This is a genomic window from Rubritalea squalenifaciens DSM 18772, assembly GCF_900141815.1.
Lineage (GTDB): Bacteria > Verrucomicrobiota > Verrucomicrobiia > Verrucomicrobiales > Akkermansiaceae > Rubritalea > Rubritalea squalenifaciens.
Map to the genome: position 1 here is coordinate 414361 of NZ_FQYR01000002.1, position 14935 is coordinate 429295.

Annotated in this window: 15 protein-coding genes; 2 read left to right on the plus strand and 13 right to left on the minus strand. The window is 51.0% G+C overall.

Features of this window, described 5'->3' with window-relative positions; all coding sequences use genetic code 11:
- Positions 1–550: 550 nt before the first annotated feature.
- Positions 551–1216 carry an outer membrane protein gene (locus tag BUB27_RS01935; RefSeq protein WP_159434735.1) on the minus strand — a complete coding sequence of 222 codons (666 nt, stop codon included), beginning with the start codon at positions 1214–1216 and terminating at the stop codon, positions 551–553.
- Between the two features lie 2064 nt (positions 1217–3280).
- Here BUB27_RS01935 and BUB27_RS01940 point away from each other — a divergent pair.
- A complete protein-coding gene (locus tag BUB27_RS01940; protein WP_143157856.1) occupies positions 3281–4324 on the plus strand; it encodes a hypothetical protein in 1044 nt (347 codons plus the stop codon).
- A gap of 380 nt (positions 4325–4704) precedes the next feature.
- Here BUB27_RS01940 and BUB27_RS01945 read toward each other — a convergent pair whose 3' ends face one another.
- From BUB27_RS01945 to BUB27_RS01980, 8 genes are all read right to left on the minus strand, one after another.
- On the minus strand, positions 4705–5259 hold the full coding sequence (locus tag BUB27_RS01945) for a hypothetical protein (protein WP_143157857.1): 555 nt from the start codon (positions 5257–5259) through the stop codon (positions 4705–4707).
- 120 nt (positions 5260–5379) lie between these two features.
- Entirely contained in the window at positions 5380–5844 is a 465-nt protein-coding gene (locus BUB27_RS01950; protein WP_143157858.1) for a hypothetical protein, read from the minus strand.
- Positions 5845–5858: 14 nt separating this feature from the next.
- Positions 5859–6266: a hypothetical protein gene (locus tag BUB27_RS01955; RefSeq protein WP_143157859.1), complete on the minus strand. Its 408-nt coding sequence runs from the start codon at positions 6264–6266 to the stop codon at positions 5859–5861.
- Between the two features lie 57 nt (positions 6267–6323).
- Positions 6324–6797, minus strand: coding sequence for a hypothetical protein (locus tag BUB27_RS01960; RefSeq protein ID WP_143157860.1), 474 nt, complete (start codon positions 6795–6797; stop codon positions 6324–6326).
- Positions 6798–7808: 1011 nt separating this feature from the next.
- The gene (locus BUB27_RS01965) at positions 7809–8081 is read right to left on the minus strand and encodes a hypothetical protein (RefSeq protein WP_143157861.1); all 273 of its coding nucleotides are present in this window, start codon (positions 8079–8081) and stop codon (positions 7809–7811) included.
- A 129-nt stretch (positions 8082–8210) separates the two neighbouring features.
- On the minus strand, positions 8211–8522 hold the full coding sequence (locus BUB27_RS01970; RefSeq protein ID WP_143157862.1) for a hypothetical protein: 312 nt from the start codon (positions 8520–8522) through the stop codon (positions 8211–8213).
- Positions 8523–8864 (minus strand): hypothetical protein, encoded by a 342-nt coding sequence (locus BUB27_RS01975; RefSeq protein ID WP_143157863.1) that lies wholly within the window; start codon positions 8862–8864, stop codon positions 8523–8525.
- An 80-nt stretch (positions 8865–8944) separates the two neighbouring features.
- Positions 8945–9328: a hypothetical protein gene (locus BUB27_RS01980; protein WP_143157864.1), complete on the minus strand. Its 384-nt coding sequence runs from the start codon at positions 9326–9328 to the stop codon at positions 8945–8947.
- Between the two features lie 642 nt (positions 9329–9970).
- Between BUB27_RS01980 and BUB27_RS01985 the strand changes: the two genes are divergently transcribed.
- On the plus strand, positions 9971–10195 hold the full coding sequence (locus BUB27_RS01985; protein ID WP_143157865.1) for a hypothetical protein: 225 nt from the start codon (positions 9971–9973) through the stop codon (positions 10193–10195).
- A 422-nt stretch (positions 10196–10617) separates the two neighbouring features.
- Here BUB27_RS01985 and BUB27_RS01990 read toward each other — a convergent pair whose 3' ends face one another.
- The 4 genes from BUB27_RS01990 to BUB27_RS02005 all read right to left on the minus strand — a co-directional run bounded on the left by BUB27_RS01990 (position 10618) and on the right by BUB27_RS02005 (position 14872).
- Positions 10618–11055, minus strand: coding sequence for a hypothetical protein (locus tag BUB27_RS01990; RefSeq protein ID WP_143157866.1), 438 nt, complete (start codon positions 11053–11055; stop codon positions 10618–10620).
- Positions 11056–11551: 496 nt separating this feature from the next.
- Positions 11552–11941: a hypothetical protein gene (locus BUB27_RS01995; protein WP_159434736.1), complete on the minus strand. Its 390-nt coding sequence runs from the start codon at positions 11939–11941 to the stop codon at positions 11552–11554.
- A 416-nt stretch (positions 11942–12357) separates the two neighbouring features.
- Positions 12358–13062 carry a hypothetical protein gene (locus BUB27_RS02000; RefSeq protein ID WP_159434737.1) on the minus strand — a complete coding sequence of 235 codons (705 nt, stop codon included), beginning with the start codon at positions 13060–13062 and terminating at the stop codon, positions 12358–12360.
- A 721-nt stretch (positions 13063–13783) separates the two neighbouring features.
- A complete protein-coding gene (locus BUB27_RS02005) occupies positions 13784–14872 on the minus strand; it encodes a substrate-binding domain-containing protein (protein WP_143157869.1) in 1089 nt (362 codons plus the stop codon).
- Between the last annotated feature and the right edge of the window lie 63 nt (positions 14873–14935).

The following is a 14935-nucleotide window of genomic DNA, read 5'->3' on the forward strand; positions in this document are numbered from 1 at the left end:
GGAGGGATGGGTTCCATCTTATCGGCCTTTATCCTTTCTCCTCTATCCTCCCCACTCCCCGCAGGGCTTCCATTCGTGAGATTCGTGTCATTCGTGGTGGAAAACGTTTCACCATGCAGGGCTTCATCTAGCAGGGCTGCAAACTGCTTACTTGATACTGAACACTCCCCGCAGGGTCCATGCTTCATCAAGCAGGCTCCCAATGATCCTTGATTAAGGACAAGCGCCTACCGGGCTGAGATCCGGAACCCCCTTGGGGTTCTTTCCTTCGGCATGGGGCGAGGGTGGGTAGGGGCCGTAGCGGGTAGGGAGTAGCAAGTAGCGGAAATTCCCCACGGAAATTTCTTTTGTACTGTGTCTAACCGCCTTGCCTGCGTGATCACTCTCCGGCTTGTCCGGAGAGGCTACTACCTACCCGCTACTGGCTACGGTTCCGAATCATCGCTCAGGGTGCTTTACTCGCTAGCAAGCTGGCAACTCCCGCCGGAAAACAAACAAGGCCTGCGGGTGCAGGCCTTGTGGAGATGGTTAGACGGTTGACTTCTAGTGATTAGAAGTTGTAGCGGAGACCGAGCTCGACGAGGACATCACCGTCGATGTCGCCTTTGTCGTCGATTTCGGAGAGACCGGTGAGGTCTGCGTCATCCATGTAGATGTAGCGTACGCCGCCGAATGCTTCGAAGGACTCACTGAAGTTGTATGTGAGGCCGGCGAATGCCTGGGCGTAGAAAACTTCGTCGTCGAAGGACTCGCTGTCGCTGGTTTCCACGGAGTCGATGTCCATGTCCACGAGGGCGATACCTGCGCCTGCACCGATGTACCAGTTAAGGTTCTGGGTGAGGGAGCACTCGTACTTGTAGTTGAGAGTGATCGGCACGATCTGGGTCTCCAGGTCGTACTCGCCGAATGGCTGGTCAGGAAGGTTGGAGGTGACCTGTGGGCCGAAGTCCACGGAGTCGTCGAGCTCTGTGAAGCCTACTTCCAGGAAGAGAGCGTGGGAGCACTTGTTAGGGCAGATCTTTTCTACGCCGAACTGAAGGTGGTACATTTCTTCATCCGCATCTGTGAGGTAGCCTGCGGAGGCGCCGAGGAACCACTGAAGGCTGCACTCAGGTGCTGGTGGGATGACTTCCTTGGCGGATTTTGCTGAGTAGCTCTCACCGGCGAACGCTGTCGCGGTCATACCGAGAGCCAAAGGCAAGATGATGTTTTTCATATTCATATCGGCTAGATTACTAACAAGAGGGCTCAGATTATGACAATCCTGAAATGTGGCTTAATGCTATTTTTTTAGCGGAGTGTGCGAGTGTGTCATCTATCCGCGAGAGGGAGTGGATAGAGGGTGTGGTGGAGAAGTTTATTTAACTATTTAGTGGTCAGCCGATTATGTTTGTGTTAGGTGGTTTGCCTTCGATCGGTTTATCTCCGGTCTGTGTGTGTTTTTCCCCCTGTGGGGGTGTCTACCTATAGACGTGAGGAAGCGCAGCAGGCATTAGAGAGAGGCTGTCTAGCAATTTTCAGATTCCCCCCAAAATACCACCAAAAGACATCCTCGTCAGTGGCTCCGCGTGTGTAGCTGTCTGGCGGGGGTGTTCAGGGGGCCCCTATGGGGCGGGGCATTACTGATTACTAATTACGGATTACTGATTCCGGCACGATGAAACATGGCCCCTGCGGGGAGTGATCAGGAGAAAGTGTGAAGTAAGCAGTCCAGCACGATGGAACCCGGCTCGATGAAGCATTTCCACCACGAATAGCACGAATCTCACGAATGCGGGCTAGATGGAACCCGGCACGATGAAGCTTTTATAGCCACAGATTATTCAGATTGGGACAGATTGCCGGATTGATGAAGCGAGGCCCCTACGGGGCATGACTGATAGAAGCCCTGCGGGCTTGTCATGAGTCAAGTGTCATTGGGAGCCTGCTTGATGGAACATGGCGGGCTGACGTAACACGTAATACTCAAAACGCTGTGCCTGGCATGGAGATGGTGGTCTGCTTATCCGGCTAGTTGATAGTTGGTGGTGTTAGGCTCTGTGTGTGGAACGCAGTTAAGTTCTTTGTACTCAGTAGCTGGTGTGGCGGATGAGCTGGCGGGCCCATGGTGGAGGGGGATGAGGAAAATACCCCGACTATTTAGTCGGGGTACAGCTGCGTTGACCCGATATGTTTCTTTGGGCATGATTAAGGTCAAGTTACGGAAATTTATTCTCCCCTATATACCACCCCAAAGATGACATCCCCGCCAGTTCCTCCGTGTGAGCTGGCGGGGATGTTTGTGTGGCCCCTGCGGGGCATGACTGATAGGAGCCCTGCGGGCTTGTCATGGGTCAAGGGTCAGGAGTCATTGGGCTTGAGTTTCCGCTTAGATCATTCGGTACCGTAGCCAGTAGCGAGTAGCCTCTCCGGATAAACCGGAGAGCAGGCATGCAAACAGGCAGCATGAATCAGGTATAGAAGAAATTTCCCACGAAAATTTCCGCTACCCGCTACTCCCTACCAGCTACGCTCCCTACCAGCTACGCTCCCTACCAGCTACGCTCCCTACCTTCCCTTGATACCGCCTACTCCCCGCAGGGGCTCATCTAGCAGGCCCCAATGACTTATGACCCTTGACCCATGACAAGCGCCCTGTGGGCGCTCTACCCCAACGGGGTTCCGTATGTTAGCCCGGCGGTTGCGAGCCGGAGGATCGCTACCCCGGGAATATCCACCACACAACACACGACCCCAACGCGGGTCGCGGATGCTTCATCGTGCCGGGTTCCATTTAGCAGGCCTTTTTCCTTTCTCCTCTATCCTTCCCACTCCCCGTAGGGGCCAGGCTTCATCAGGCAGGGTTCCATCTAGCCAGCCCTTCTGTCTCTTCCGTGTATTCTGTGGTTAGACACGCTCCATCGTGCCGGGTTCCATCAGCCCAGTATTCGTGCAATTCGTGAGATTCGTGGTTCAAAAATACGAGCTCTCCCACAGCCGCTCCATCAAGCAGGCCTTTTTCCTTTCTCCTCTATCCTTGCCACTCCCCGCAGGGGCCATGCTTCATCGTGCCGGGATCAGTCATCCGTAATTTGTAATCAGTCATACCCCGCAGGGGCTTGATTCTAAATCCTCCCTAAGGCACCTATTCTAGATGAGTTATTGCAATGGGTGGTGCTGTGTGGTATGTGCATGGGGTGTGTTTTCCGGCGGAGTTCTCCGCGGGAGGGCATGCTGAATTCTGTGTGTGGATATTATGAAAGTTTTCATCCTGATTTTCTTTATGGCTGCGCTGCACTGGGTGTATCGGGATACCTCTGTGGAGGCTAGTGAGCAGCAGGCAGAGCCGGCGGCCGAGGAGGCGCCCGCGGAGCAGACTCCCGCCGATGAAGCAGAGGAGCAGCCGGAGGTGCAGCTGGGCGAGGAGCCGAAGGAGGCGCTGATGGGGGAGCGGCTGAAGGAGCTGAGGCAAAGGGCGCGGAAGTTCCAGTACGGCGCGGAGGTTGTGGATGAAGTGCTGGACTGCATCCAGCAGGGGAGAACTCTGAGCCCGCAAGAGGCCATTGACCTAGGGGTCACGCTGAGCTGGGTGGAGAGGCACTCGCCGGAGCTGAGTGACGAGATCGTGCTCGGACTGAGGAAGATGAATTTAACCTTCCCGGAAGGGGAGGAGCCCGAGCTCAGCGGCTTTGATAAGGTGCCGGAGGGGATCTGGGCAGACCTGGTGCCGCGGGTGAGACGTAAGGCGATCAATGAGGACCTGGTGGATGAGCTGCTCTCACGCATCCCTGAGGACGGTAAGCTGGAGAAGGGGGATGTCGGCCAGCTGGGCATGATGATCTATGAATTCAGGGAATACTCGCCAGTGCTGGCGGAGAAGCTGGTGAAGGGGCTGGACCTGAGCCGCGACCATTTTCCGGATCGGTTTAAAATGACCTTGATCGCCACGCTGCGGGATCCGGTGGAGCAGTTTGAGCGCGGCCTGGACTCCGGGGTGAGCCAGTCCTATATGAGCGGTGTGATGGCTGAGGCGATGGCTGAAATGGACATTGCCAATTTCCTCTATGTGCTGGAGCGTCTGAAGGACCTGCAGGACCGCCGGCCGGAGTTTCATCTGCAGGTGGTGTTCAAGATGTTCAGATCGGAAGGGATCAGCGTGGACAGTCTGGGGACCGCGATCGATCTGCTCCATGAGGTCCACCCGGAGATGCAGCGGTACGCCAAGACCGGGCTGAGATCCAGGGTGGAGAACCTACACGAGCAGGGACAACTGGATGACAGCCAGCTGGATTTTTATCTAGATATGTTAGGACGTGTGCCGCCGGGGTTACCTTACCAGGAGTAGGCCCCGGAGGGGCATGGATCAAGGGAAGGTAGGGGGCGTAGCAGGTAGGGAGTAGCGGGTAGCGGAAATTTCCTTGGGGGAAATTTCTTCGATGCCTGAACCCTCCTGTCTGCTTGCGTGCCAGCTCTCCGGTTTACCCGGAGAGGCTACTTCCTACTCGCTACTGGCTACGGTTTCGAATGATCTAACAGGTAGCGCCTTCGGAGGCCAACCCCAATGACTCATGGCCAACCAAAATCCCTCAGGACTTCGTTCCATTGTCCCAGACTTGATTCTGTGTTCCCGATTCTTAATTCTCCCCGAAGGGGCAATGACAAGCGCCCCGCGGGCGCTTTACCCCGGAGGGGTGGAGGAAGGGGAGTGGTACCTTTGGTGGCCTCTCATTCGTCTGCAAAGGGATCCTTTTCAGGTTTGGTTTTATCCTTGATGTCATCGCGGTGCGATAGCTGTAGCTTTTTATCAATCAAGAGAAAGAGAGGTGGTCTCGCAACAAACTGTTCAGGCTCTTTATTTGGATGCCGTTCCAAAGGCGTAAACTTAAACTCCCAGCCTTCCTCGGTGAAACCATTGAATTCAATCATGCTCAGTGAAGAAAAAAACAACTGCTTCACACTCCAAGCCCCATTCTGGAGACTAATAACAGAGAGCCTGTTTGAAATTTCCCCACTAAAGTCTGCAGCTGAGTGAACGATGAATTGGCTCTTCGTGACTTTGTAGATACTAAGGATAGATCCCTCTAACACAAACTTACCCTCACCATCAAAGAGGGCTAGATTCCTCGTTTTACTGGAGCGTGTTTGCTGGAAAACAAGATCGCCGCAGCGCCATTGAGACCAGCCCGCAGTTTCATTGAATGATCTCGGTAATGGCTCGCCAGCCAGAAAGGCTGCCGTCTGCAGATACATGAAGAATATGATCGGGAGTGTCTGTTTCATTGCTTCACTTAGGGAGTCACGCCAACACGGGGTTCAGAAATGCTTCGGTCCTGTCTCAAATAGAGAGAGGAACGCTGACTCTAGAGCACAGCTGATACCCCGTAAAACAAATAAGCCGGCCTATTCATCCATGTGCTGGATGTTTAGGTAGGACATCAGGGCGAGGAGGGCGTATTTCCATTTGTCGGCTGGCTGGTGGTAGATCACTTCCATGCTCGCTTCATGGTCCCTCGCAGGGATGTAGACGGCGAGCTCCTCACTCTGGTAGTACCAGCTGTCCCCATCCTTTTTTGTGAACTTGTAGTAGGTGTTCACGCCATCTGTCCTGAGGCAGTTCGTAGCCCCCATGCGCTCATAGGTGGAGCAGAGCAAGACGCCTTGCTGCTTGAAATCCGTGGTGCGCGAGAAGAATGAGCTTTGGTCCTGGATCTCGGGCAGGGTGTCATGAGTGAGGCGGTATTTCCCGTTCCACCAGTCGGCCTCGATCCGCCACTCCTCGTCATCACAGAAACGAACCGTGCCGCCGTACTTGCGGGCAAACAGGTCCGTTGCAGAGATGGTGAATCGTGCGGTGAAATGGCTCATGTCCGGATTAATCACTAGTAGCCGAAGAGGATGAAGTAAAGCGTCTGAGCCTCCTTATCGTAGCAAAGTATGAGATCTTTCCCGCTGCCCTCCTGGGGTCTCTTTGAATAGTAGATCTGCTCCTCCACAGCACCACCGATATTCAAGTGGCCGAAGTTGACGCCTCCTTTCTGCCAGGAGCTGAAGCCTTTCTCCTCGGTGTGTTTTTGGAATTCCATCCATTGCTCTCGGTCCAGATGGAACTGGCAGGTAGTCGTCACTTCGCTCTCCAGGCCCTTGCCGTCTCTCAGCCCGAAGCGATCCCGGTCGATTTCAAATCGCTCGAAGTAACTCTGGTCGAGTTCCACCTCGCTGGGGGCATGTTTGCAAGTACTGATCATGGCGAACACCATCGCCAGCAGCGTGAGATAAAGGCACTTCATGTTAGGATGTTTCTGAATAGCAAGCAGGGTAGGTGGGTAATGAGGGTAGTCCTATTCTTATTTCAGAGAATATTTTGCTTCCAAGGTCCAGCCTTCAGCGCGTTCGTGCCAGTCGGTACTTCCTTTCTTCCAGCTCATTACCCCCAAGGTGATAGTGATGGGTCCATGGATGGAAGTACCTGGGACTAACACTTGGCTGCATGAGATCACCTCCGCTTCTCCAGCTGTCAGTTTGAATGGGAATGGTATACTCTCTAGCGCATGCTGCTTGCCGTCGATGCTGACCGAGCTGAGCAATGCTTTTTCTAGTTGAACCCCATGATCGCTGATTTCTATCGGCTCTGAAGAAACATTCTTAATTTCCAGGTCGAAAGTGATGAGATCATTCTCATGCCGGACATTTGAGACCGATAAGGTGACGTATGTGTTCAAGTCAGCCTTGTATGCTTGATCAGTTCCTTTCTCGACACCGCAGGAAGACAGAAAAAGCAGCATCAAGGCTCCTAGGAAATTCCGGAAAAGCATCTGCATAAGGTGGATCTTCGTACTTTATCCTCAAAAAGAACAGGCTATTCTTGGTGTCGCCAGAGTGAGCCATTTGGGAGCTTTTGGGATAAGCGATCTAAAGATCCACGCACCCGCGTTGGGGTAGACCCCTGCGAGGTATTACTGATTTGTGATTACTGATGACTGATTCCGGCACGCTGAAGCATTTCCACCACAGAATACACGGAAGAGACAGAAGGGCTGGCTAGATGGAGCCCTGCTTGGTGGCGCGACTGTGGGAGAGCTCGTCTTTTGAACCACGAATCTCACGAATTGCACGAATGGGGCTAGATGGAGCCTTGCTAGATGAAGCCTGCGCGACCCGCGTTGGGGTCGTATTTTTATTTTAACCTTATTCCCGGGGTAGCGATCCTTTGGGTCGCAACCGCCGGGCTAACATACGGAACCCCTTTGGGGTTCTCTAGAATGCATCCCGGAGGGATGAGGGAACACAGCGCGGGGTCAGCGACCAACGGGAGCGCCAACCCCGGGAACCCGCCCCCACCCATAAACCACCCCTTACCGGGGCGGGGGGCGGTTCCAAAAAACAAAGTCCGCTTAAAGGAGGAGACGAAGTCTCCGTACAAAACCGATAAAGCAACCTGACAGAACAAATCCCAACGGCAGAATAGAGGTGGGGAAACCGCGAAACAAAACAACAGGCGCAAGGCCGGCACCCGATGACGTTATGAGCTAGCCCGTGGACACACGGCGTGAGCGCTCGATTCGAGAGAGGTACCAAGGCCACCAGGTGAAGACAAAAAACTGAGGTAATCAGTCCTCGCATATCAGCATACCACGTCTGCGCGAATAGCACACCACGCCCGCCACGTTCCCCGCCTCTACTCTGCCGTTACCCCAAACTCGATCTAACAAAGCCATGCTAGAAAAATACCCGCGAACCCAGTTGACAAATCATCAGCCATATCAACGTCAGAGTCTTGTTAGTTCGCCAGTTGAGGGATGCCAAAATCTAATGCCAGATGCGACACGCAGCTAGTAACATTCCAGAACTACCTTACACTGAGACAAATCTTCTAATTGCTGGGGTGTAAATCGAAGATATTCATTCAGTTCATGCTCCAAAGCGATATGAAAAAATTTCATTCCACCAATAACTAAAGGAGCCAGCTCACAAACCTGAATAAGAGCCTCATCTACGGTGATCAGATCGTTGAAATCGTAGACCCATACATCATCAACAACCTCTTCAAAACCCATATTGTCTGGAACATGATTAGGATTTTCTATGCGCAAAAGTATGTTCATGGTTTGATGGATAGGGGAGACGGTGATTTGTGAAAGGGATGGGTGAAACGACAGTGTCGTTGCTAGTCTTTCGCTTGAAGGGTGTCAAAATCTAATGCCAGCGCGCGTTCACCTTGTGATCATTCTCCATCACTGGGTCTCTGGATTGTTAGGCAGGCTTGATTTACGTGAGAGTAATTTCTTGAGGAACGAGTAGGTCGCCACGGCCAGCACGATAAGCGCCCACAGGCCCACGAAGAGGAGGATATTCAAAGGAATGCCGATGATACTCACATAATCTTTACCCTTGTCCCAGATGACATGGGGGATCGGCACGCCGACTCCATGGAAACCTCCCTCGTCACCCCAGGGCATGAAAGTGAAAACCACCCCAAGCAGGAGAGAGATGAAAAAGCCGATGGGTTTCCAGTAATCTCGCATTTTTAGAGGGAATGTATTCATTCAATGTCCGATGGTTTTTTTATCGCTAGTTTGGAAACCTCTATATTCGCCATGTATGTAATAATCCCTCCTCTCAGATTCTACTTCCAAGTTATGTTTAATGACTTTTTTGAAAGTATACTTCACACCGTGAAGGACTTCTTTCCCGTCTTTCAGATAATAGCTGTATACAGAGGTAACTTCCCCATTATCGTTCTTCTCTATCTTAATCTGTAGTTGTAGTAAGGCTTGTTGATCATTTGTTTGCGTGGCCTTACCGGATTTGTCTTCACTCTGTACTTGAGTGATGCCAATCAGAGTAAGCAGCATGGCAATACTGATACTATTTTTTAAAGCTAACATTGCTGAGGTAAAGTTGTATGGATCTCAGCTAGTAACATTCCAGAACTACCTTACACTGAGACAAATTTTCTATGGTGTTTTTAGGGGCTGGTTAGCGTCTCCATGTACTCTTTCGCTTTAGGGGACAAAGATTTTGAATTATCTTCATGATCGAAACTCCACATGTAGGATTCAAAGAATTTATTCCTCGGGGCATAGTCTATCATAAAGTCTATCGTAGTGTTCCGCTCCTCAAGTAATACGTCTTCGAGTTCAGGATACCCTAGATCTTTTCTTTCTAGCTCATTTGTTGGCGACCCAGACAGAACGCGCGCCATCTCCATTGTCGCGATCATCTCAACCAGGCGTTCATCTTTCTTCTCAGAGTCTCGTACCAAGTGAACCAGGAAGACACTTTGTCCGGCGAATACTAGGATCATCACCACGAGGCATATTATCAAAACTCTGTTCATACGGGTATTCATGAGTAGCTGTGTAAGCCCACCCGATCAAGGAACAAACCAAATCGAGAAAGATCAAGGTCTAACAATAAGAGCACTCTCTCAGGTGCGATCTTGGGATTCTTGCTGGAGAGAGGAGTTGAAGTGGGTCCAGTTCCTTCGCTGGTGGCGTCTGTTCACTTCATATTTGTTTGGTTGTCCCGCTCTGTTCCGCCTACCACCTCGACGTGATCTCCAATTTCATTTTTTAGTTTTGGGGCAAATGGTATAGAAAGTGTACCCCTATCTTTTGTATACTCCGAAACAGAACGTATTATTTCTTCTGTCTCCTGATCTGTCAGCAGATTCTTACAACATGATTCTTCTGCCTGCTGGTCTGTCATCACATTCTTACAACATGATTGGCAAATGAACAATATGCTCCCAATTATCAGATTGGCTTTTAATTTTGACATTTTTTACTACACCCTCCTTGATTCAACTTTTGTGCTAGATCTACAGCATGTACGCCTCTCCGATCAAGGAACAATCCAAAACGAGCCAAAGTCGCTCTCTCACTTCCCCTCGCTCATAGGCGACACACAAGTCTAACATGTCTTCAGCTTTCACCCTACACCAAGCGCGAATGATGCTGGACACTACCGACTCCGTCGCTGACAAATAAGCATGAGTTCGGCTTCATCACCACCACCGCTTCCTAGACCAGTTAAGTATGCTCATTTTGAAGCTACCAAGAATGGCCTGCATACAGCAGCATTTGACCGTGATCGCATTGAACAAGCTCGTCAACAAGCGCTAGAATGGATCAACAATAATCCTCAGCTTGAAATAATCTCTATAGATTCTTCCTTTGGCAAGATGTTGGCTATAGTCACTGTCTGGTATAAGTAAGCTGACAAAATATCCACCCTGCATGAAACTTTTGAGTTTCATGGGGGGCACTTTCTTAGGTTGCTGGGGACACACAAGATGAGCGGGTCAGCTTGTGCATTGGGGGCAATGTGTATCCCAATTTACATTACTAATCGAGCAAGGTTAAAGATTCAAACTCTTGCAAATGTCGGCTCAAAACCTCGACTGCTTTTTCCGCCATACACGATTCTACAACTATGCCATAGCATATCGAACCCTCCGCTCCTGCATGTTCTACTGCATTATCATGCAGTAATTTTACTGCATTTAATGCTTCAGCGAATTCGTTAACTTGAGCGATTAGAACAAACTCCATAAAGTTTAATTGTAAGATCCCCCCTACAGCGAACAATTCGAATCTAGCGTCAATCCGACCTTTGGTGTCAGTCGGCTTGTTGAGTCTATTTTTTCTTAACAGGAGTAAGAGTCATAGAGTATTTTCTCGTACTTACTCCCCTATTGGCGACTTCGGTTAGAGACTCATGAGTCAGGAATACGCCACTCATCACTCCTTTGTTACCTACTATCCCCGAAAGGACAATAGACCATGAAGCATCATCTGCCACGGCGACTGCATTGAAACTGTAATACTTGGTAGGACGACTAACACCTCCCTCCAATTCTTTGAAGTGTATAGGAACACGATGACTTTTCTGGTTATGCTCAAAGTTCAGCGTAGAGGGCTTACCATCTCTAGTGTTTATGGTTGCAATTGTAGGTAAGTCGACTAGCCCCTTATCTTCTAGAGTTAATATGAACTCACCCTCTGGTAGTTCGTCCGACCACGAAGGCGTTGCCAATGAAAGAAGAAAGGCGATAACGTAGATGTATTTTTTCATGATGTGTTTTCAGTTTTTGCCCAACTGTATGATTAGTCTATTTCCCTCAGGCATTCCGCAGCGGCTTGAGGGTCGTGAGAGCTAGGCAGCAATAACGATATACACCATGAAGCATAATGGTTTGCGCTTGGCGTGTCGATGACTGATTCCAGCATGATGAAACCCGGTCCCTGCGGGGAGTAGGCGGTATCAAGGGTGGGTAGGGGGCGTAGCAGGTAGGGAGTAGCGGGTAGCGGAAATTCCCGCGGGAAATTTCTTCTGTGCCTGATCGATTCTGCCTGCTTGCGTGCCTGCTCTCCGGTTTATCCGGAGAGGCTACTACCTACTCGCTACTGGCTACGGTTCCGCACGATCGAACGCGCCGAAAAACAGTATCCATCTATCAGCTGCTCATGGTCGCTCTGGCACTCGGTACCACGGCTTCCTGTAAGCTCCCCTATCACGAAGCATTTGTAAATTAGAAACGACTTGACCTGTGGGCGTTAATCGCGCCGGTTCATTTTCCTTCTTTATTGTCACCTTTTGATAGATCTAATAATTCCTTTTGGAGGATTCTATTAAATTCCTTGGTTGTCATGTAGTGGTTGCCCCCGATTCGCAGCATGACGCCTTCATCGTAATAGTCTGCATACATTATAAACTCTCTAGTAGTCGGTTGATCCTCCATAAGAAATATGATGAGGACTGAGCCATCAGCAGCCTTATCAAATGGAAGTCGTTCATAAGATTTCTGCATCTCTTTTATTAATGCCTCACACCTATCTCCCCAAATCGTTGCAACTTTGTGGCTTGTAACATGCTTAGGCACCTTTATTGATCCATGTCTTTGTATGACTTCGGGAGTAACTATAATACAATTCACTTTTGATTCAGCAACCTTGCGCATCGTCTCCTTAAAGCCAGCTCCATTGATGGCAGAGATGAATACGAATTGGATACAAAAGACTAACAAACACAACTTCATAGCTTTGATGGATATATTTCAGATCTAAAACCAAAGGATAAATGCTCTAGTGGAACTCTGTAAACTAACTTTTATACGCCGCTATGCGAAAATATACTTTTGTCTGATCTATGGCGTTATAGCCCAGCTCTAGATCACAGCTGTAGTTTCGCATTAACGACATCAAGATACACCTAACACCAGCTGTAGGCTGTGTACAGCATCAAAGGATTCCTGGCTCAGTCAAAGGTGTTGCTGCCCTTGTATGAGGCTTTCGAGTTTCATGGGGTATATGCCACTTTTTCAGGTTGCTGGGTTCAACTGCTACGATAGTCACTCCTATTCATTTTGATGTACGTTTAACTGATCCACCTTAGCGTGTGTTCATCATGTTCATCATATTCTATAATCCATTTATCTTCTATCCACCTAGCTACGAAAGTTTTACCAGCACCAAAGAAACCACCACTCTGGAATCCAGATGTTACCACAACCTCGTTTGAATCGCCTGAAATATGTATGAACAGTTCAGATTTAGTCCAAGGTCTTAGAAATGCATCTCTTCTTAATTTAACAATAGCTTCATTAGGAAAACTGTCGATAGAATCAGCAAACTCAATTAGTTGGTTTATCTGAGTCTCATTTAATCCTACTTCGTCATAAACTTTAACTTTACTACTGAATGAACACGCCCCCCATCCAATGTAGATTACAAAAAGTACCATTAACGTTCTCACCACTATTTTTCTACCTACAGCCATACACTTATGTAAACGTCTTAAAACAAAGATTATTATAGTGTTTTCAAAAATCAAGTGCTGGATAAGTATCTGATTTCCAGCCTGTATCCTTGTGTAAGCTTCCCCGTCACGAAGCAATTGTAAATTAGAAACGACCTTACCTAAAGTGCCGTAGTCGAGCTTGGGTTCATGGATGTATTGGTTGTTAGATAAGGCGTTTCTGACCACAGAATACACGAAAAGGACAGAAGGGCTGGCTAGATGCAACCCAAGTTGATGGAGCCAGGCTAGGTGAAACGGCTGAGGGTGGCTTGTTTTTTCCACCACTAATCTCACAAATTGCACGAATGCGGGCTAGATGAAGCGTTGCTAGACGAATCCTGCGCGACCCGCGTTGGGGTCGTGTTTTGTGTGGGGGATATTCCCGGGGTAGCGATCCTACGGCTCGCAACCACCGGGCTGAGATCCGGAACCCCGTTGGGGTAGAGCGCCCACAGGGCGCTTGTCATGGGTCAATGGTCATGAGTCATTGGGGCCTGCTAGATGAGCCCCTGCGGGGAGTAGGCGGTATCAAGGGAAGGTAGGGAGCGTAGCAGGTAGGGAGTAGCGAGTAGCGGAAATTTCCATTGAGGAAATTTTCTTTGCCTGACACATCTTGGCTGCTTGCGTGCCTGCTCTCCGGTTTATCCGGAGAGGCTACTACCTACTCGCTACTGGCTACGGTACCGAATGACCTAACAGATGACGTCCTCGGAGGCCAACCCCAATGACTCCTGACCAACCAAAAGCCCTCAGGGCTTCGTTTCGTTGTCCCGGACTTGATTCTGTATTCCCGATTCTCAATTTTCCCCGCAGGGGCTGTAGCGAGTAGCGGAAATTTCCGTGGGAAATTTCTTCTATGCCTGATTGATCCTGCCTGCTTGCGTGCCTGTTCTCCGGTCTATCCGGAGAGGCTACTCGCTACTGGCTACGGTCTCGAATGTTCTAACAGGGCAACTCACTTACTCACTTACCAACTTACCAACTTACCCACTTACCAACCTACTCACTTCCTAGCAGGCGCGATCGACCGGCCGGGGATGAACTCAGCGGGGACGCTGATGGTGGATTCATCCAGCTGGCCTTTGAGCAGGTAGTTGCAGACGGCGGTGGCGAGGCCTTCGGAGGGTGAGCGGAAGCGGGTGAGCGGGGGCTCGAACCACTCGACGTCCGGCTGGTCGAAGAGCAGGACGAGGGAGACGTCCTGCGGGATGCGGAGGCCGGCCTGGCAGAGGCAGCTCTGCACGGCGAGCATTTCCTTCCAGTCGATGCAGACGATGGCGGTGGGGAGGCTGCCTTTGGTCATGGTCTGGACCATGCCTTTGACGACTTCCGGCATGAAATAGGGGCTCTCGGGGTTGTGGTAGGCCTGGCTGTAGACGCCGCCGGCGGACTCCACGGCCTGGCGGGTGATGAGGCGGAGTTTTTCTTTGAAGCTGTCCGTGCGGTCATTGAGCGGCAGGACGATCTTTGAGTGACCCTGGGAGACGAGCAGGTCCATGGCGCGCTGGGCGAGGTTGGAGACATTGACGGCGACGAGCGGGACTTTGATGTTATCCACGATGCCGCCGAGGAAGATGATCTTGTGGCCGTGGCGCGCGGCCCACTCGGCGATGGCAGGCCTGCCGAAGAGGGTGAGGATGACGGTGTTTTCGTCTGCCTGGATGGACTGGTCCCAGGCTTTCTGGGGGGTCTTGACGTGGACGAAGTTGATGACCTGGGAGTGCACCTGCCAGCCTTTCTGCAGCATCCTGGACTTGATGAGCTGGAGGGTGTGGCGGGAGGAGTCCGGGATCTCGTCCGCCTCCATGTGGGTGAGGATGAGGAGGGTCTTTTGCTTGGAGCGCTTGGTCTTGCTGCCCTTTTGCTGCCAGTCCGGGGAGATCTGGTAGGCGCGGCGGGCGCCGGGCTTGACGAGCACGCCTTCCTGGGCCAGCCGGGCCAGGGCTTTCTGCACGGTGGGGGCGCTGGTGCCGAGGTGCTGGGCCAGCACGCGGGCGCCGGGGAGCTTGTCCTGCCAGGTGCCTTGGGCACATTCGTCCCGGAGGGCGTCCATGATGAGGTCCAGGGTGCTGTGGATGGGCAGTTTTTTCATGGCGTGCGGTGGAGCGTGGGTGTGGAGTGATGAGAGAAAAACGTCAGCTACTGTACCGGGCGA